The 19835-nt window shown below is 39.9% G+C and carries 19 protein-coding genes and 1 pseudogene; 11 read left to right on the top strand and 9 right to left on the bottom strand.

Going from position 1 to position 19835, the window contains the following annotated elements; all coding sequences use genetic code 11:
- Positions 1–55: 55 nt before the first annotated feature.
- Positions 56–916 carry a S1/P1 nuclease gene (locus tag AC1HJP_RS00265; RefSeq protein ID WP_480359618.1) on the top strand — a complete coding sequence of 287 codons (861 nt, stop codon included), beginning with the start codon at positions 56–58 and terminating at the stop codon, positions 914–916.
- A gap of 49 nt (positions 917–965) precedes the next feature.
- Positions 966–4088 carry a TonB-dependent receptor gene (locus AC1HJP_RS00260; RefSeq protein WP_480359617.1) on the top strand — a complete coding sequence of 1041 codons (3123 nt, stop codon included), beginning with the start codon at positions 966–968 and terminating at the stop codon, positions 4086–4088.
- A gap of 41 nt (positions 4089–4129) precedes the next feature.
- Here AC1HJP_RS00260 and AC1HJP_RS00255 read toward each other — a convergent pair whose 3' ends face one another.
- A complete protein-coding gene (locus AC1HJP_RS00255; protein WP_480359616.1) occupies positions 4130–4549 on the bottom strand; it encodes a MarR family winged helix-turn-helix transcriptional regulator in 420 nt (139 codons plus the stop codon).
- A gap of 129 nt (positions 4550–4678) precedes the next feature.
- Here AC1HJP_RS00255 and hmgA point away from each other — a divergent pair, with 129 nt between their 5' ends.
- Both hmgA and maiA read left to right on the top strand, forming a co-directional pair.
- Positions 4679–5974, top strand: coding sequence for a homogentisate 1,2-dioxygenase (gene hmgA / locus AC1HJP_RS00250; RefSeq protein WP_480359615.1), 1296 nt, complete (start codon positions 4679–4681; stop codon positions 5972–5974).
- A 67-nt stretch (positions 5975–6041) separates the two neighbouring features.
- Complete coding sequence (maiA, locus tag AC1HJP_RS00245) at positions 6042–6668, top strand: maleylacetoacetate isomerase (RefSeq protein WP_480359614.1); 627 nt, start codon at positions 6042–6044, stop codon at positions 6666–6668.
- A 19-nt stretch (positions 6669–6687) separates the two neighbouring features.
- Here the strand turns inward: maiA and AC1HJP_RS00240 are convergent, their stop codons facing one another.
- Positions 6688–6918, bottom strand: a complete 231-nt coding sequence (locus AC1HJP_RS00240; RefSeq protein ID WP_058032440.1) for a TIGR02647 family protein — start codon at positions 6916–6918, stop codon at positions 6688–6690.
- A 91-nt stretch (positions 6919–7009) separates the two neighbouring features.
- Between AC1HJP_RS00240 and AC1HJP_RS00235 the strand changes: the two genes are divergently transcribed.
- Both AC1HJP_RS00235 and AC1HJP_RS00230 read left to right on the top strand, forming a co-directional pair.
- On the top strand, positions 7010–7309 hold the full coding sequence (locus AC1HJP_RS00235; RefSeq protein WP_480359613.1) for a DUF1496 domain-containing protein: 300 nt from the start codon (positions 7010–7012) through the stop codon (positions 7307–7309).
- Between the two features lie 17 nt (positions 7310–7326).
- Positions 7327–7524 (top strand): annotated as a pseudogene (locus AC1HJP_RS00230) (VF530 family protein); the annotation flags it as partial.
- Between the two features lie 24 nt (positions 7525–7548).
- On the opposite strand, the gene AC1HJP_RS00225 reads toward AC1HJP_RS00230, so the two are convergent.
- The 3 genes from AC1HJP_RS00225 to AC1HJP_RS00215 form a co-directional block, all read right to left on the bottom strand.
- On the bottom strand, positions 7549–8265 hold the full coding sequence (locus tag AC1HJP_RS00225; protein ID WP_480359612.1) for an amino acid ABC transporter substrate-binding protein: 717 nt from the start codon (positions 8263–8265) through the stop codon (positions 7549–7551).
- 56 nt (positions 8266–8321) lie between these two features.
- The gene (locus AC1HJP_RS00220; protein WP_480359611.1) at positions 8322–9434 is read right to left on the bottom strand and encodes an arginase family protein; all 1113 of its coding nucleotides are present in this window, start codon (positions 9432–9434) and stop codon (positions 8322–8324) included.
- Between the two features lie 283 nt (positions 9435–9717).
- Positions 9718–10497 (bottom strand): DUF2189 domain-containing protein, encoded by a 780-nt coding sequence (locus AC1HJP_RS00215; protein ID WP_480359610.1) that lies wholly within the window; start codon positions 10495–10497, stop codon positions 9718–9720.
- A gap of 157 nt (positions 10498–10654) precedes the next feature.
- Here AC1HJP_RS00215 and udp point away from each other — a divergent pair, with 157 nt between their 5' ends.
- Positions 10655–11413, top strand: coding sequence for a uridine phosphorylase (udp, locus tag AC1HJP_RS00210; protein WP_480359609.1), 759 nt, complete (start codon positions 10655–10657; stop codon positions 11411–11413).
- A gap of 32 nt (positions 11414–11445) precedes the next feature.
- On the opposite strand, the gene cdd is transcribed toward udp, so the two are convergent.
- The 3 genes from cdd to ppc all read right to left on the bottom strand — a co-directional run bounded on the left by cdd (position 11446) and on the right by ppc (position 15673).
- Positions 11446–12306, bottom strand: coding sequence for a cytidine deaminase (gene cdd, locus AC1HJP_RS00205; protein ID WP_480359608.1), 861 nt, complete (start codon positions 12304–12306; stop codon positions 11446–11448).
- A 46-nt stretch (positions 12307–12352) separates the two neighbouring features.
- Positions 12353–12721, bottom strand: a complete 369-nt coding sequence (locus tag AC1HJP_RS00200; RefSeq protein ID WP_480359607.1) for a hypothetical protein — start codon at positions 12719–12721, stop codon at positions 12353–12355.
- A 318-nt stretch (positions 12722–13039) separates the two neighbouring features.
- A complete protein-coding gene (gene ppc, locus AC1HJP_RS00195; RefSeq protein WP_480359606.1) occupies positions 13040–15673 on the bottom strand; it encodes a phosphoenolpyruvate carboxylase in 2634 nt (877 codons plus the stop codon).
- A gap of 178 nt (positions 15674–15851) precedes the next feature.
- Here ppc and AC1HJP_RS00190 point away from each other — a divergent pair, with 178 nt between their 5' ends.
- From AC1HJP_RS00190 to AC1HJP_RS00175, 4 genes are read left to right on the top strand one after another with little or no spacing between them, the layout of a single operon-like run.
- Positions 15852–16238 (top strand): thiol-disulfide oxidoreductase DCC family protein, encoded by a 387-nt coding sequence (locus AC1HJP_RS00190; protein WP_480359605.1) that lies wholly within the window; start codon positions 15852–15854, stop codon positions 16236–16238.
- Positions 16219–16965: an SDR family NAD(P)-dependent oxidoreductase gene (locus AC1HJP_RS00185; RefSeq protein ID WP_480359604.1), complete on the top strand. Its 747-nt coding sequence runs from the start codon at positions 16219–16221 to the stop codon at positions 16963–16965. Before AC1HJP_RS00190 ends, AC1HJP_RS00185 begins: the two co-directional genes overlap by 20 nt.
- Positions 16966–16968: 3 nt before the next feature.
- A complete protein-coding gene (locus AC1HJP_RS00180) occupies positions 16969–17607 on the top strand; it encodes a flavin reductase family protein (RefSeq protein ID WP_480359603.1) in 639 nt (212 codons plus the stop codon).
- Between the two features lie 60 nt (positions 17608–17667).
- Positions 17668–18393 carry a tetratricopeptide repeat protein gene (locus AC1HJP_RS00175; RefSeq protein ID WP_480359602.1) on the top strand — a complete coding sequence of 242 codons (726 nt, stop codon included), beginning with the start codon at positions 17668–17670 and terminating at the stop codon, positions 18391–18393.
- 37 nt (positions 18394–18430) lie between these two features.
- Here the strand turns inward: AC1HJP_RS00175 and AC1HJP_RS00170 are convergent, their stop codons facing one another.
- Complete coding sequence (locus tag AC1HJP_RS00170) at positions 18431–19834, bottom strand: coniferyl aldehyde dehydrogenase (protein ID WP_480359601.1); 1404 nt, start codon at positions 19832–19834, stop codon at positions 18431–18433.
- Position 19835 lies beyond the last annotated feature (1 nt).

The raw sequence follows: 19835 nt of genomic DNA, 5'->3' as shown, positions 1-19835 counted from the left end.
CTTCAAAAACACGGACAATTGACCTTAATAAGATTACGTTTTACACGGGCAATCCATGTTAAATTTGACAACAGTTACTAAAACACTTGCTTTATCACTGACAATGTTAACAGCACTTAGTTCACACAAAGCTATTGCTTGGGGCCAAAACGGTCACAGAGTGATTGGTGAAATAGCTGACATGCATTTAACTGATAGCACTAAATCTGCCCTACAGCCTTTATTGGCTGGTAGTTCTCTAGCTCAAATCTCAACTTGGCCCGATGAAATGCGCTCTAATCCGGAGCACTTTTGGCGAAAAGAATCTGGCAAATGGCATTACATTAATATTAAAGATGCAAAAAAAATGCATCAATATGTAAACACCTCTATTGACTCCAGAGATAAAGTTGCACATATTTTAGACGGAATTTATTATTCTATTAATATTTTAAAGAGTAATAAGAGCGACTTAGAATCTAGAAAGTTTGCTTTAAGTTTCTTAGTGCATTTGGTAGGCGATAGCCATCAGCCTTTCCATGCGGGACGCTCAGAAGACCGTGGAGGTAACTTAATCAAGGTATCTTTCTTCGGTAAAGAAACAAACTTGCATAGCACGTGGGATACTCATCTTATTGAAAATGAAAATTTATCTTTCACTGAGTTTGCAGATTTCATAAAAACGTCAAATAAAAAGACTATAAAGGCATACTTAAATAGCCAGCCTGCTGATTGGTTGGTTGAATCAAACAAAATAGCTCACCGTGTGTACGGTGAAAAAGAAACAAAGCTCAGTTATGGCTATGTATACAAGCATATGCCTGTTATCAAAAAGCGCTTATCACAAGGTGGTATCCGTTTGGCCGGGCTTCTTAACCAAATTTTTGACAGTAACGCAAAGCCGTTAACAGAAGCGCTTATTAAAAAGCGTGGTTAATGGCATGCAAAAAAGTAAGTTAAATAATCTCAACACGGGAAACAATAAAATGAAAACTCAACTACGCAAAACGGCACTATCGCTTGCAGTTATTGCTGGCATCGGTGCAAGTGGCGCTGCGTTTGCTAACGAAACCTCTTCTGCAGTGAAAGGTCAGATCGTTGGTCCTCAAGGTAATCCAGCTACTGGTACTACAGTAACTATCATGCACTTACCTTCTGGTTCAACAAAAGTGGCAACTGTAAATGATGCAGGTTACTTCTCAGCAAAGGGTTTACGTGTAGGTGGTCCTTACCAAATCATCGTTGATTCAACGACTTTTGAAGATCAGCTTATCGAAAACGTATATCTTTCTCTTGGTTCTGACTACCCAGTAAACGTTCAGTTGAAAGCTCCTTCAGATATCGAGCAAATCGTTGTAACAGGTCGCCCTATTAGCCAGATGTCTGGTGGTACTGGCCCTGCTGCGACTTTCACACTTGAAAATCTTCAAGAAGCACCAGCGATTAACCGTGACCTTCGCGATATCGTTCGTGCAGACCCACGTGTTTACGTAGATGAGAGCCGTGGTGCTATCCAATGTGGTGGTGGTAACCCTCGCTTTAACAGCCTGACACTAGACGGCGTTCGTATGAACGACAACTTTGGTCTAAGTTCAAACGGCTACCCTACTGTTCGCGCACCTTTCTCTTTTGATTCAATCGACCAGGTTGCTGTTGAATTAGCACCTTTCGACGTTCAATACGGTGGTTTCACTTCTTGTAACATCAACGCGGTTACAAAATCAGGTGGTAACGACATCAGCGGCGGTATGTTCTACGACTACACAAATGACTCTATGAAGGGTGATAAGGTAGAAGGCGAAGACATCGACAACGGTGATTACTCTGAGAAGCGTTACGGCTTCCACGTTGGTATGCCTTTAATCGAAGATTCATTATTCCTATTTACTTCTTACGAGAAGTTAGAAGGTGTTGAGCAATTTAGCTACAGTGCTTTAAACAATACTGTAAGCCAGTCTGACCTTGACCGTATTATTGCAATTACAAAAGACAAGTATAACTACGACCCAGGTACAATGGTTCCTAGTATGCCTGTTGAAGATGAAAAACTTCTAGTTAAGCTTGACTGGAACATTAACGACAGCCACCGTGCTAACGTAGTGTACAACTGGAATGATGGTTTCCGTTTATCTCAGTCTGACCAAGCAAGTGATGAGCTACCGCTAAGCAACCACTTCTACGAGCAAGGCGCAGAAATGACGTCAATCGTAGCGTCTCTATACTCAGACTGGACTGATGAACTTTCAACTGAAGTCCGCATCGGTAAAACTGATTTAGATGGTCGCCAAGCATCACTAGATGCTGCATCTGGTTTCGGTGAATTCCAAATCACAACTGAAGACGAAGGTACTGTTTATATTGGTCCAGATGACTCTCGTCAATCAAACGATCTAGACTGGGATAACTTCACGCTTAAATTAGCGGGTACTTATTACCTTGACGAGCACACAATCACTGCTGGTTACGAGTTCGAAGAATTAAATGTATTCAACCTATTCATGCAGCATACACAAGGTGAATTCCGTTTCAGCTCTATTGAAGAGTATGAGAACGGTGCTGCATTCACGTTCTACAACAACTCAGCTGGTACTAACAACCCTAACGATGTAGCTGCTTCATTCTCTTATGCTCAGCATACTTTCTATGTTCAAGATGAATACGCATTCTCTGACATCGATGCAACACTAACGTTCGGTTTACGTTATGACCGTTACACAAGTGACGACAGCCCAACAGAAAACAAGCGTTTTGAAGAACGTTATGGTTTCATGAACACTAAAAACCTTGATGGTGTTGACTTACTTCAACCACGTGTAGGTTTCAACTGGTATGTTGATGACGCGTTAGAAGTACGTGGTGGTATTGGTCTATATTCTGGTGGTAACCCGAATGTATGGCTTTCTAACTCATACTCAAATGATGGTGTAACTCAAATTGGTAAGCGTGGTTTCTATGCTAACTTATTTGAAACTGAGTTAACGAACATGCACGGTGGTACACCAGGTTATGATGTTCCTAAAGACATGTTCGACGCTATCGGTAACACTGCTATCGGTGATGGCGATGGTGCTGTTAACTCAACTGCGCCTAACTTTGAAATTCCTTCAGAGTGGAAACTTGCTTTAGGTGCAACCTACACAACTGAAGACGAGTATGTATTCAGCGTAGATTACCTATACACTGATAAGCAAAACTCAGCGCTTGTAAAAGACATTGCACTTCAGACAACTGGTGAAACAGCACCTGACGGCCGCCCTCTAATTGAAGCGCGTGAAGATGGTCGTGATGGTGACTACATGTTAACTAACGTATCAGGTCCAGATGCTAAGTCACACATCATCTCTGCTGCAATGAGCAAACGTTTTGATAATGGCATTGACTTAACTTTATCTTATGCGTTCACTGACTCTCAAGATGTGAACCCAATGACAAGCTCAACAGCTGGTTCAAACTACGGTAACATCGCGACATTCAACCCGACTGCACCAAGCTTATCAACGTCTGATTACGAAGTACCGCATCGCTTTACTTTACAACTTGGTTATAAAGTAGAACTAATTGATGGCTTCAAGACTAAGTTCAACCTATTCGGTCAGGCAAGCAAAGGTCAGCCGTACAGCTATCTATTCTCAGGCAGTGACAGCGCGTTTGGTGATGCAAGCTGGAATTCACGCAGCGGTCGTCAGCTTATGTATGTTCCAGAAATCAATGATGACAAAGTAACTTACAACATGTCAGCTGCTGAAATCGAAGATTTCCATAACTGGATTTCTGAGCAAGGTTTAGATCGTGGTCAAATCGCAGCACGTAATAGCCAAAATGCTGATTGGTTCAAAAAGCTAGACTTCAAGATCACTCAAGAAGTACCTGGATTTATGGATGGTCACAAAGGTGAAGTATTCTTCGTTATCGACAACTTAACTAACATGTTAAACGATGACTGGGGTGTGATGCGTAAAGGTAACTTCGTTGGTAACCGAGTTGTTAAGGCAGCTATTGTTGACGGTAAGTACGTTTACTCTGACTTCAATCCAAATGCAGCTAACCAATCTGTTCAAAAAGATGTATCAGTTTGGGAAATGCGTTTCGGTGTGAAATACACTTTCTAATTTAATATAGATTTATTTAGGCCAACATATGTTGGCCTTTTTTATATGTGTTCATTAAGTTTGTGTAATACGGCTTTCAATGTCACTCTCTCTTCTTCTGTTAGATGCTTTAACAACGATTTTTCCCAAGCTTTAGCAGAAACTGACAGTTTTTTATAAATTTCACGGCCTTCTTTCGTTAAAAACAGTACTTTGCTCCGCTTATCTTTTGCGTCGGCTCTAAGGCCAACTAAACCTCTTGACTCTAATTGTTTAATTGCTCTTGATATGGTTGATTTATCGATTCGAGCAAGGTCAATTAACTGTTTTGCAGTAAAGCTCGATTGTGCCAGATGTGCCATAACACGCCATTGAGGCGTAGTTAAATCGGCCTGCTCTTGATACACATTTGCAAAGTCGTCACTTACTTTATTGGCTAAATGTACAAGTTGATAAGGTAAAAACTCTGTAATTTCTAACATAAACTGTCTTTTAATTTCTGCATCTCATTGCCTTTGTAAACTAAATTATACAAGCAAAGTTTGTTTTTTGATTTGAATATAGTCTCACATGAGAGTATCTTAATTGCAAACATCAAAGGAGCAAGTTCTATGAGCACAGAATTTCAGTACTTAACAGGTTTTGGAAACGAATTTGAAACCGAAGCTTTACCAGGCGCATTACCAATAGGTCAATTCTCACCACAAAAAGTAAAATACGACCTATATGCAGAACAATTTAATGTAACCGCGTTCACAGCACCACGTGCTGACAATCGTCGTAATTGGTTCTACCGCATTCGTCCTTCAGTTGTTCAGGGGGACTATACGTCGATGGACAATGGCTTATTAAGAACAGCGCCAATTACTGAAGTGCCAACGCCCCCTACTATGTTACGCTGGAATCCTATTGACATCCCAAGTGAAGCAACAGACTTTGTTGATGGTTTAGTAACCATGGCAGCAAATGGCAGTGCAAACGGTCAAGTGGGTATTGGTATCCACGTCTATGTTGCTAATAAATCAATGCAAGGTCGTTATTTTTATAATGCCGATGGTGAATTGCTATTCGTTCCTCAACAAGGCGAAATGGTTTTACATACTGAGTGCGGTAAACTTGCAGTAAAGCCGGGCGAAATTGCAGTTATTCCACGTGGTATCAAGTTCTCAGTTGAAGTAATTGGCGACAGTATTCGTGGCTATATCTGTGAAAACTACGGCCACCCTTACATTCTGCCTGAGCGTGGTCCTGTAGGTGCTAACGGTTATACTAATGAACGTGACTTCCAATATCCTGTAGCAGCGTTCGAAGATCTTGAAGGTGACTTTGAGCTTGTGGCTAAGTTCAACGGTAACCTTTTCCGCTGCGACATTGGTCACTCACCACTAGACGTTGTTGCTTGGACGGGTAATAGCGCGCCTTACAAATATGATCTTGCGCGTTTCAACGTAATGAACACCGTCAGTTTTGACCACCCTGATCCGTCAATTTTTACAGTCTTAACGTCTCCATCTGGTACTGCCGGCGTTGCCAATGTAGACTTTGTGATCTTCCCTCCTCGTTGGATGGTTGCAGAAGATACTTTCCGTCCACCATATTATCACCGTAACATCATGAGTGAGTTTATGGGCTTAATCGAAGGTGTGTATGACGCTAAGGAGCATGGCTTTGTTCCTGGTGGTATGAGTTTACATAACTGTATGTCACCACATGGACCTGAAGCCGATGTATTCGAAAAAGCTTCAAATGCAGAGCTTGAGCCACAAAGATATGAAAACACTTTGGCTTTCATGTTTGAGTCTCGTTACGTCATCTCTCCAACAAAATATGCACTTGAAGGCAAAGAAAGACAACAAAATTACCTTGATTGTTGGAAAGGTATTAAAAAGTACTTCAAGGGTGCTTAAGCTTTCTATAATGTTATAAATATTAGGCACGCAATCGCGTGCCTTTGTCGTGATTAAGGATCTGAATATGAAACTTTACACCTATTTTCGCTCTTCTGCAGCGTATAGAGTACGCATTGCGTTGAATTTAAAAGGCATTGCGCATGAAATGTCTGCAGTCAACCTTTTGAAATCAGAACAAACTTCTGAAGAGTACACCAATAAAAATAGCCAAGGTTTATTACCGGCGCTAGAAACTGAACAAGGTGTTTTGGGGCAGTCTCTAGCAATCCTAGAGTGGTTAGAAGAAACATATACCAACACGCCTCTACTACCGAATGATCCATGGCATAAGGCTCAAGTGAGAAATTTTTGTTATGCCATAGCATGTGACATACACCCAATCGATAACCTGCGTGTGCTTAAATACCTATCAAATGAACTGAATGTTGATGATAATCAAAAAAACACTTGGTACAGACATTGGGTCATTGAAGGGTTTAAGAAACTTGAAGCTATGCTAACCGGTGATAAGTTTTGTTTTGGAGATAAACCAACGCTCGCAGATGCGTGTTTAGTGCCTCAAGTATTTAATGCGTTACGCTTTAAAGTAGATATGAGTCAATTTCCAAAAATTGAAGCTATTTACAATCACTGTAATACGCATAAAGCATTTATTGATGCAGCGCCTGAAAATCAATTCGACGCCGCTTAACCTTTAATTCATTGTGCGCTTATTGAAGCGCACAATGGACTTGGTCTAAGTGTCCAATTAAATCTAAACCTAAGTCTGTCAAATACCCGCCATCAGGACTGTCAATGACACCTTTCTTATAAAGCCTCTCAGCCGCTGCTATCAAATTTGGATCGGCATCTTTATGGATTTTGATCCCCATTTGCATACTCGAACGTGGAAATTTCGCTAAAAGTGTTAATTCAGCCATAAAATTGCTATCTATAGCCATAACCTCTCCCATTAATTTATTGTTGTTGTGGTAATATAGGTTCAAATTTTTATGAACTAAACTAAGGTTAGCTAAAAATAGGAGTTATGCCATGACTTACAACAAATTTAGTTATTTTAGCCTAGTTATAATCTCTGTATTTATTTCAGGCTATGTTTACGCTAACCCCAGGTTAAACAAAGCTAATTTATTTTTAGACAACCTCAGCCCTGTCTGTTGGTATAAAGATGCCAAATACAGTGAAGGTGCATTGATTGTCATGGCTGAAAAACTATTCGTTTGTGCTAATAAGTTCGATAATCAAACAAATGGTCAACTAACATGGCGAATTGCTGATGAAAATGGGCAACCGATCCCACACAAGCCAAAGAAATCCATTCGCATTAACTAAACAAGAAGTCATTATTTATGGAACAACCAAATAACCCACTTCATGGTGTAAAACTAGAAGAGATATTAATTAAGCTTGAAGCAGAGCTTGGTTGGGAAGAGATGGGAAATATTGTCAATATTCGTTGCTTTACCCATGATCCGAGCATCAAATCGAGTCTAAAGTTTTTGCGCAAAACACCTTGGGCAAGGGACAAAGTTGAACAACTCTATCTTGATACTTTTCATGGGTTTAAGTGGTCACCTATTAAGAAGTAATTGCGGATACAAACTTTTATATGAACTATGCAATTTATCTAAAATAAAATCAGGTACTGACTTATTACACGCAAAATATAACTGATTGTTAATATTATCGAGTTTCAATAAAGGTTCTAGGTGCTGCATGAGTTTATTATCTTTCGAAGCATCTTGAACCTGGCTATTCCCCAAAACGACCAAGTCTAATTGATTCTTTCTTGTTTCTAGAATTTCTAACACTTTGCTAAAACTAGATATGACAACTAATTGCTCTTGTTCATTAAACCCATGCTCTTTAAGGTACTGATGGCTAAAGTTATTTCTAATAACCGCTGTTCTATATTTTAATGCATCCTCTAATACAGAGAGTTTTAAATTGCGGCTTTTGAGCGCATAAAAAGAGCTAGTAAACTGACCAACAGGGAACACCCAATTAAACATATTTTCACGTTGGTTGTTTCTACCTATAGAAAAGATACATGTATTTTGATCTCGTTTAACGGCACTATATGCCACATGCCAAGGCTCAACTGAAAGGTTGTATTCAATATCAGCATCTGCCAAGATATTTTTTACTTTAGTTACAGTTGGACCTACCAAGTTACCTTGATTATCTAGATATTGATAAGTCGGAAATAACTCTGTGACGATATTCAATGTATAAGCAAAAGTTTTTGTTGATAACAAAAAGAGGAAAAAAAACAACGCTGATTTCATATCGCTCCCTATAATAAAAAGGTGATGGTTTTCAAACCATCACCTAATACTATAGCTTAACTTCTATTAATCGCATCTAGAAGAAATGCTGATATTTTCGCGCCTTCACGTAAAGTTGTCTCTGAACTTGATTGACCGACTAATGAGCTATCAGTAAATGGAGCGATTTCCATCATATCAGCGCCTGTAATTGGGAAACGTTCAGACAATGCTTTCAAAATAACCATGGCTTCATCAGGCGTCATGCCATTGCCTTCAGGTGTGCCAGTTGCAGATGCCCACTGCTCATCTAAGGCATCAATATCAAAACTAACGTATAATTCATCAACATTGTCTGCTTGAAGCTGTGCGATAACATCGTCTACGATTGCCTGAGCACCACGCTCTCTGATTTCATGTGCCCAATGTTGCTTAACACCAAACGTTGACTCCCAATGCGACTTATCTTTACCACTTGAGCGAATACCAAACTGAATTAAATGATGCGGAGCTGGCAAGAACTCAAGAATATGCGTACACCAAGAGCCAAAACATAGATCAATACCTAAGCGCTCAACTAGCAAGTCTGTATGAGCATCGAAGTGAATAATAGCGGCACGTTTACCTGCATCTCGTTTCGCTTTCAAATACGACTTTGTTAGTGGGTAACTTATAGAGTGGTCACCACCAATACCGAAGATACCTTTATTTGGGTAGTGCTGATAGAAACCATCACATACATCTTCAGTAATAGAGAGAGGTGATACGTGGTACCCTTCTTCAGTACTTTGATAAAGCGCCTTTTGACAATTCTCTATGGTGCCCTCATTAAGATATTTATCGTGCAATAGATGTGGAATAACACGAACATCACCTAAATCAAACGCATCAATATGAGGCTGCTGCTCGATTAAAGTGCTTCTTAGAAATAATGGCCCCCAGTTAGCGCCTCTTAAAATACCGCCGCCACAGTCTGAGCTGATACCTAAAATTGCCGCTTTATACTCTGACTCTTCAATCTTTAGTAGCGACTCTCTCCAGATTTGCTCAATACCATCTGTTTGTCCATAAAGCTTTGTGCGCAGTGCATCTTTTCTTTCTTTTGCAGTATTAACAGTAAACACACCATCTCCCGGAGGACATAAACACTGGGTCATTTTATTGTAAAATTGTTCTTTGCTAATACTCATAGAAACCTCTGCTTGCTTTGCATATTCATGCTAAAACTTTGTTAAGAAAAAATATCTCACCTAATACTGTGCTCACTAAAGCGCACAGCAATATACGTTAAAAAAGACAAAAACATTTTTATATATTTATTAAAATACAATGCCTTAGGTTTAATTTGACGTTAAATGGTAAAACAGAATTTTTGTTTATGGGCAGAGATATAGCATGCTGTCGTTGTATGTCAACAAGGGCCGCTTTATTGCAAAACAGCCCTTGGTTTAATATTCAGTTTAAATGAATATTTTACTCATAACCTCTTGGTTTCTTGGTCTTTATGATTGCAATATAACCATGCCAGCTGGCATAGCTTAATAATGGCATAATCACTATAAAGGCCGTTCCACCTGTGGCAAAACCAAACAAAACTAAAAATAAGATGATGAATGCCCATACTATCATGGCTGATGCATTGTTCTTAACCGCATTTATAGACGACACCACGGCAGTCATAATATCAACACGGCGCTCCATCATGATCTGTGGTGTAAATGCTGATATTGCAAACACACTCATTAATAAGATACCGCCAATTAAACTGCCTAGCGCTAAAAATGATTGTAGCTGCTCAAATGTCGGATTCGGCACGTTCGGATATAGTGCGTGTACAAGCGCCGCTAAACGCATCCAAACAATCATAATGACCATGAGAAGTATCGCAAACCCCCATTCTCCCGCAGGATTTCTGAACATAGATTTCAAACTATGTCCTAGCGTTGGTTTATGACCTTTTTCTAACTCCCATGCGACATCATATAAACCGGCAGCGAATGCCGGGCCAATCAATGCAAAGGCAACTGCGGCAGGAAGAATCACAAGGTGTGTATCTAATTGGTAAATTAAATATAAAATAGTGACGGGTATAGCAGTAAAAACAAGCCCGTATATTAAGCTCAATAATGGCGCTCTCACCATATCTGAAACTGCAAGTGATAACCAATGAAATGGTGCAAGAGAGCTAATTTTGTTACTTTCGAGACAGCGAGCAAATTCTGTATGTTTATCGATTGGTGGTGAAGCTGGCATAATAACCCCTTTTTTGTTGCGGCTATATTAATGTTTAGAAGAACAACTCCAATCTTGCAAGGAATTGCATGATCGTGCACAAAGACAATCGGACATCTGTCCTGTACTTTATACGCTAATCTTTCAAACTACGGTTTTATAATAAATAAGGTTTACTATGGATAAGGTATTTCATTTGGGCCTAAGCACCGAGCAATTAAAAGGTGCTAATTTAGCAATTGTACCTGGCGACCCTGAGAGAGCTGAGCGTATTGCTAAAAAACTCGATAACAGTATTTGCCTAGCAAAAACTCGAGAGTTTCACGTCTATCTCGCAGAACTAAAACAACAACCTGTCGTGATCTGCTCAACTGGGATCGGTGGCCCCTCTACGTCAATTGCAGTTGAAGAGCTTGCTCAACTCGGTGTAAAAACATTTTTAAGAATTGGCACAACAGGCGCTATTCAACCTCATATCAACGAAGGTGATATCTTAGTAAGCACGGCGTCAGTGAGACTTGATGGTGCTAGCCAGCATTTTGCTCCTCTATCTTACCCTGCAGTCTCTGACTTCCACTCAACCGCTGCAATGGTGCAAGCCTGTGAAGAAATCGGTGTGACATATCATGCAGGTATAACGGCATCGAGTGATACATTCTATCCAGGCCAAGAACGTTACGATACATACTCGGGTTATGTGAATAAAGCGTTCCAAGGCAGTTGCGAAGAGTGGCAAAAGCTCAATGTGATGAACTATGAAATGGAGTCTGCAACCTTATTTACTATGTGTGCAGCTTTAGGGTTAAAAGCGGCTTGTATCGCGGGTGTGCTAGTTAATAGAACACGTCAAGAGATCCCTAATGTAGATCATCAAGAGATTGAACAAAAAGCAATTGCTGTGGTTTTAAAAGCTGCAGAAATTGTGTTAGAAAAATAGTCTCTAAGATTTTGAAAAAAGCGTATGTAAGCCTAGCTCACATACGCTTTTTTTATTTCATAGTTGCCAGTAAAACTGTCTAATACTACGTCAGTTACACCCGATTGATTTTTATACTGCTCAGTTTCAACTAGTGTAATTTCAACCACTTCAACTTCATCTAACTTAAGCCCAGATAGTGCCATTTGACTTAAAGCGCTTTGTAATGGCGAAAGGCTCGGGTTGTAAGCCACATTTTCAGCATAGCGACCATAAAAATTTCCATGCTGTGCCGTTTTTATTTCTACTGCTGATTTGTTACCTGAATATGGTGCATATGAGGCCTGGAAATGTTTTAGCAATTCAGGTGAAACAGGTAGTTTTGAATCGCGAGCATGAAGCTCAGAAACATCAAGTAAACGTGTTTCATTGCCCAGATCTGCAGGACCAAATGAGTGAGGTAATAACTCGGGTAAAGAAGTATTCGTATCTGGTAAAAGTATTTCTATCTGTTCTGATAGCTTCACTTCATTGATAAATTGTCTGCAATGACCACAAGGCGCATCTGTGATGGCAATGTGTGAGATATGTGTTTCGTCATTTAACCAGGCTGTATTAATAGCCGATTGTTCAGCATGAACCACTAAACACAATGCGGCGTGATTAAACTCTAAATTTGATCCTATATATGCACAACCAGAGGTGTCGCTGTACGCAATCGCGCCGACATTAAAATTAGAAATCGGTGCTATTGAAAATCTGGCTGCAATAGGTAGTAGGCTTTGTAAAAGAGGTTGGATTTCTACGTCAAACCTAGCTATTAACGAATCAAGCAATGTTTTAGGAATAACACCGCCATTAGATTGAATTTTTTGTTGTAATTCTTGTTCTAGTTCTTTTGGTATCGTTAGCATAAAAATGCCACACGTTATGAAAAAGGCCGAATAGTTTATCCCTTTATCATGTGTTAGACAACCAATGCTTGGCACTCTTGAAACAGTCGAAGTTCTCTACCGTGATCCCAAAACGTTTTGCTTTCTGCAAAAATAAATCATGCATGTAACCATCAAAGCTAACAACACGTGCCAATTTTATATTCTGCAAAGCATTTGCCACTTTAGGCATTAAAGAAACGATATCAATCGCGGCGAAGTTATGTTCAAGCTCAGTCACATCTATCAGCAATTTTGAAGACTTATAATCTTGTGCATAATTGTTCGCTCTTTGATAGGTCTTTATTACGTCCTCAGCGGTCACAACACCTCTGAGTGTCATCATCACAAGCGAAGTTGATTCATCATAAGTAATACTGGTAGATAGCGTTTGCATAGAACCTCAAATAACGTGTTAACTCTAAAACGCCATCTCCTTTACCCTAAGATCCCATATGTGTTTAACGATATTCGATTTGATGCGTGTACTTATCATACACAATAAGCGTTTCATTATAATAAAATGCGCTTATTCGAATGACGGGGGCATAGACGTCGGATGAGATTCTATGTATACAATCTAAACAGTCAATAAAATTAATACAAAAAAACCAACTAAAGATTAAAAAATAGCAAAAAGTATGAGTTTTTATTCATGCTTTTTGCTAACGAGTTAACATTTGATCAAAAATCATCACTTTAATTAACGCGGTATTTATCCTGAATTTCTCATTCCTGCAGCAACGCCTGTCATAGTGACCATAAGCGCCTGATCAATTCGTTCATTTTCATGCTCTCTGGTGCGTTTTAGTAGCTCTACCTGAAGTAAATTAAGTGGATCGATATAAGGGTTTCTCAATTGCAGAGATTGTCTTAACCAAGGTTGCTCTAATAATAAGGTATTTTCTGGTGCCAACTCTGTAATCAGTGCTTGAGCTGATTTAAGGTCTAGTCTGAGCTGCGCACCAAGTGCTTTAGCATCTGTTGTCATCAATACTTTTTCATAATGCTCAGATAGCCAACTGTCTGTTTTACAAAACACCATTTCTAGCATTTCTAAACGTGTTCTAAAAAACGGCCATTGCTCACGCATTTCATGTAACATTTCAACGCCGTATTTATCAATTGCGGCTTGTAAGCCTTGATACACACCAAGCCAAGCTGGCAGCATTAATCTGTTTTGACTCCAAGCAAATATCCATGGAATGGCCCTTAGACTTTCAACGCCGCCATTAGGGTTACGTTTAGAAGGTCGTGAACCAAGGGGTAATTTGGCAAGTTCCAACTCAGGGGTAACTTGTCTGAAGTATGCGACAAAATCTGGATTTTCTCTGACGATTTCTCGGTAATATTTACATGAACTTTGGGCAATCAGCTCAACCACTTCAATCCAATGAGATTTAGGTGATGGTACTGGGGTTAAGTTCGCTTCAATGATTGCACTGGTATAAATCGAAAAGCTTTGCACCGCGACTTTCGGTAATCCATATTTGAAACGGATCATTTCACCCTGCTCTGTCACCCTTAAGCCATTACTCAAGCTGCCAGGAGGCTGTGATTGTAAAGCCTGAGCCGCAGGTGCTCCGCCACGACCCACTGTGCCACCACGACCATGAAACAATACCAGCTCAACGCCAAAGTCTTTTGCAGCTTTTAATAGTTTGTCCATAGCTTGATATTGTGCCCATCCAGCGGCCATCATACCCGCATCTTTCGCTGAGTCAGAGTAGCCAATCATCACGTATTGCTTATGATTGATATGAGTTCGATACCAATCACAGGCTAGCAATTGGGTTATGACATCTGCCCCACGATTTAAATCGTCCAAAGTTTCGAATAACGGCGCAACGGGTAAATTGAAACGACACCCTGTTTCTTTTAAAAGTAATTTAACAGCCAGTACATCGGACGCGTATTGTGCCATTGAGATAATATAAATGCCTAACCTATCAGAGGTTTGCTGACTTACCAATTGGCAAGTTTTTAAAACTTCTTGAACCTCATCAGACGCAGAGAAGTTTTTTGGCAATAGTGGTCTTTTTGACGCTAATTCTTCAATCAAAAACTGCTGCTTCTGGGCTTCGCTCCAAGCATTATAGTCGCCCAGTTCTAAGTGCTCGACAATGGCTCCTATTGCATCAGCGTGTCGAGCAGAGTCCTGACGGATGTCCAAGCTACAAAGATTAATACCAAAGCACTCTAGTCTGAGTAGCGTATCGAGTAGCAGTCCATCTGCAATTTGCGACATATTACAGTTATGCAGCGAGTTATAAATGAGCATAAGCGGTGATTTTACTTGCTCAATATGTGTGATCACTTCTTGCTCTGAGCCTACTTCACCTTTTATTTTATTCTCGAGCGCTTGAATGGTTTCATCAAGTTCGCCTTTCAACTGCTTCAATAAATAGCGATACGGTTCGTGTTGCTCCCCTATCAAAGCTTTCACATGCTCATCTGCTTGATACATAGAAAGTTCGCTACTGAGCATATCAATGTCACGAGAGATTAAATCAATCGCCATCCAGCGGCCATGATCTAGCACAGATTGAGTCACTTCAGAGGTCACAAATGGATTACCGTCTCTATCGCCCCCCATCCATGAAGTAAAGCGGATTGGACTATGAATTTTCTTTAACTGAATACCTAATTTATCTTGAGTAACTTGGTTGAAGTAACGAATAAACTGAGGGACGGCATGCCATAGACTATTTTCAATAACCGCATAACCCCATTTCGCCTCATCAAGCGGAGTTGGGCGTTTAGCCCGTATATCATTGGTATGCCAAGCTTGACTGATCAATTGCTCAATTCGGCTAATAATGACTTTACGCTCGTCTACATCAAGACACTGTAACTCAAGGGCTGATAAACAGTCACTCAGTTGTACGTGTTTGTTAATAATGGTTCTACGTGTCACTTCGGTGGGGTGAGCTGTAAGTACTAAATCGATATCTAACCCTGCAAGCACAGACTCAACTTGCGCATGATTTAATTCGCCGTTTGCTAACATATTCGAGAGCTTTTCGACTTGCTCATTCAATGCTTTGTAAATACCTTCAGGCGCACCTGTAACGGAAATTGTATGGAATTGTTCTGCTACATTCGCTAGATTCAAAAAATGGTTAAATGCACGTGCAACAGGTAATAGTTCTTGGTCAGTCAGGCTATGTAAAGTGTCTAGCAATCTGACTCGGGCATCACTATCACCTTGACGAGATGACTTTGCTAAAAGACGAATTTGTTCAATCTTTTCTAGCATTCCCTCACCCAGTGTTTGCTGGATAATACGACCTAGACAGCCACCTAATTGGCTCACATTCGCTCTCAGGCTTTCATACTGCTCTCCCATAACGACTCCTTTTAATTATTATTTCTCAAAAAAAACTGCTTAAAACACAACTTACTCTAAACACTCATTGTTCAATAATTATTCTCTACTATACAGAGAATTAAAGGCAGATCGAGTGATCTCATTATGAATTTTAAGCGTAATTTTAACTACTTAATTACTAAGCAGCATAAAAGCAATGCAACTACTCTATGACGGCCAGTGTCCTTTGTGTGCCAAAGAAATGAGAAAACTCAAGCAGTTCGACGTTGAAAACAAACTCACTTTGATTAACGTACATGATATTCATGAACTCGATTTCAAACGACTTTATCCAAACATCACCAAATCAGATACGCTGAAAATATTACATGGTTACTCTGATGATGGCAGGTTACTTTTAGGCTTAGATGCAAACGTACAAGCTTGGCAAACTGTCGGTAAATATCCTTGGTTAAGACTGTTAAGAGTGCAACCAATAAAGTGGTTCGCCGATAAAAGCTATTTATTTTTTGCCAAGCATAGAACGAAGATTTCACGCTTTTTAGTCAAAGACGGGTGTAATAATGGACAATGCCAAAGATAAATCACTGCATCTTGTTATCGGTGCAAGCAGTAAAATTGCTTTAGCGTTTATTAACAAACTTACCGCACAAAATCCTGCTGACTTAGTGGTGAGTTTTAGCCAGAAGTCATTAAATTTTGATTCTAAAAATATTCATCACCTCACCACAGATTACTCTGATGAATCTATTTCTGACTCTGTATCGACTTTTCAAAATGCTTACTTGTCAGAAAATGTAAAAATAAAAACCATCACATTTTTTAATGGTCAATTACATTCAGACTCACATGGCCCAGAAAAGAGCATCCGACAATTTGACCCAGCTTATGCTCAGTCGCTGTTTAATTCGAATGTCATTACTCCCATGCTGTGGCTTAAGCATCTTGTTAAATTGCTCAAGCGCTCTGATAAATGCGTTGTTACTGCGCTGTCAGCTCGTGTGGGCAGCATCGAAGATAACGGACTCGGTGGTTGGTACAGCTATCGAAGCTCAAAGTCAGCCCTTAATATGATGATGAAAAGCTTTGCGATTGAACTAAAACGTCAAAGCCCTCAAAGTACAGTGTTACTCTTCCATCCGGGGACCACTGATACCCCACTGTCTAAACCTTTTCAAAAGAATGTACCGGTAGGCAAATTGTTTGAACCCGAGTTTGTCGCTGAGTGCTTATTTAACCAAATCGTAGAATCGAACAGTAACGATTTAATTAATTATCTTGACTGGCAAGGTCAGTTAATACAATGGTGAATTATGTTTTTTAATACCCAGTCTCTCAATGAATTAGAACAAAGATATCGTGCTCATTTGATTAATAGTTTGTCAGGTTTTAAAAGTGCAAACTTATTAGGCACCGTTGACAAAAATGGTCAAGAAAACCTATCTATTGTCAGCTCTGTTTTTCATTTAGGCGCTAATCCAGCCTTATTTGGTATGATCATTCGCCCACATTCGGTGCCAAGACATTCATTTGAAAACCTGTTAGAAACAGGCTTTTATACCCTTAACCATGTGAGTGAAGAAATAGTTACACAAGCACACCAAACATCAGCGCGTTACGAAAAAGAACAATCAGAATTTACTGAAACAGGTTTAACTGCAGAATATTTATATGACTTCAAAGCACCGTTCGTCAAAGAGTCTAAAATTAAAATGGGCCTAAAATTAGTTAGCGAGCAAGTTATTGAACTTAACCAAACTCATTTAGTGATTGGTGAATTGATTGCGCTTCACTGTCCTGACACTGTCATACAACCTGATGGTTTTATCGATATAGAAGCGGCAAACACCGTCGCAATAACTGGATTGGACAGTTATCACACTACAAGCAAAATCAACCGTTTAAGTTATGCCAAACCTGATTCTAAGCCTAAGCCTTTAGTTACACTTTAAGGTTTGTTTTTTCTTTGGGTTGCTTTAAACTCAAAAAACCGACCATCAAAGAGAATAACCATGTGGCGTAATAACTTAAAGAAGTTGGCACTCGCCGGCTTAATGAGCGTATGCTTTACTGCAACTGCAGGATTAGAGGAAGGGATTGAAGCTGCAAATGCAGGTGATTTTGAAAGAGCCTTACAGGAATTTCAGTATCTGTCTGACATGAATTATGCACCAGGCATTTATGAGTTAGCTAAATTACATGAAGGCGGTTTTGGGGTTATTAAGAATCAGCGTAAAGCTGCTGAGTTATTTCAAAAAGCAGTAAAATTGGGTAGTGCTGATGCCATGTTTTCATTAGCGGTTATGCATGAAGAAGGCCGTGGTGTGAAGCAAGATAAACAACGTGCTATTGAGTTGTTCACTCAGGCTGCAAACAAAAACTTAGCTGCCGCGCAATTTAATCTTGGTGTGATGTATACCAATGGTGATGGCGTGTTAAAAGATTACGCTGTCGCAATGGACTGGTACGAAAAGGCCGCTGCGAGTAACTACACTTTGGCTATGTTTAATCTTGCTTTAATGTACTATGAAGGCTTAGGTGTTGAGAAAAACATCGAAAAGTCATTTATCTGGAATACATTGGCTGAATATAATGGCAACCGCCAAGCAATGAAAAGCCGGGAACTTGATGAACAACAGCTTTCACCTTCTCAGGTTGAAAAAGCGATTGAAAAAGCCAACAAGCTGTATTGGCGTATTCAAGAAAAAACCTATTTCCCAGGTTCTAAAATCGACTAATGAAAAAAGCGCTAAGGCGCTTTTTTTAATATCTACATTATTTCTGTAATTTTTTTACAAACCAGGTAAGCAGTTTTGACCTTGATAGCAATAGCTGCATTCTAGGCTTACCTAAACTGCCGCTTTTAAAAACACTCTTAGCATGACTGAAAGTCAACACGCCTTCTTTACCATGGTACTGCCCCATACCTGAGGCCCCTACACCACCAAAAGGTAAATCTTCAACTGCTACATGCAGAAGTACATCATTTATCACTAATCCGCCGCACTGTAGTTCTCGCTCAGCACGCTTAATGAGTGATTTATCTTCGGTAAATAAATATGACGCGAGTGGATTGGGGTTTTCTTTTATAACCTTTAAAGCCTCATCAAAACTAGATACGGTTTTTATTGGTAAGAGTGGGCCAAAAATTTCTTGACTATTTACCCGAGCTTGATTCGAGGCATTATCGATGAGATGTAAGCCTAGTTTTCGAGTTTCATTATTTTCGCTATGCGGTTCGCTCCAAACCTCAGCGCCGTTATGCAGTGCATCACCAATTAATTCAATCAGTCGCTCATACTGTTGTTGATTAATAATTGAGGTTAAATTGTCTGAGTTTGCACCTAATTTAAATTGCTTTTTATACTGCTTTTTAATCTCGGTTATTAACTCGCCCTTACATTTCTCATGAACAAGTAAGTAATCTGGTGCAACGCAGATCTGTCCTGCATTGGCGGTTTTACCAAATACAATACTTCTTGCGGCGTGTTTGATGTCTGCATCGTCCATCACGATAATGGGAGACTTACCACCTAGCTCTAAAGTGACAGGCACTAGATTATTTGATGCGGCACGCATCACATGCTTGCCGATTTCTGTACTACCTGTAAAAAATAAATGATCAAAAGGGATGGCACTGAAGCTTTTTGCAACAGCTGGGCCCCCTTCCACAACACAGCAATGATCTGAAAAAGGCTCTAGTACACTTTTGATAACTTGATTTGTTGCAGGCGTATACTCACTGAGCTTTAACATGACTCGATTACCCGCTGCCAACGCTGTGAATACTGGCATCAAAGCAAGCTGTATCGGGTAATTCCAAGGAGAAATAACACCCACTACACCTTTTGGCACATATTCAACATGGGCTCTTGAGGGTGCAAACTGAATACCGACTTTGCGTTTGCTCGGCTTAAGCCAAGATTTTAGATGCTTAGTGATATTATCGAGCCCGCCAATCACTGGCATAAAATCTGCCATTTGTGTATCAAACGTGCAGCGATCTCCAAAGTCTTTGTTAGAGGCTGCAATAAAGTCATGCTCGGCTGCAACAAGCTGAGTTCTTATTTTCTTTAATAAAGAAATGCGTGTTTCTACGGATGAATTAGGATGATGCATAAAAGCAACTTTGAGAGATTCAAGTTGCTTTGTCAGTTGGGGATCTATCTCGTATTGCACA

The sequence above is a fragment of the Pseudoalteromonas sp. NFXS53 genome (genome assembly GCF_056629255.1).
This window is presented reverse-complemented; position numbering and strand designations above follow the sequence as displayed.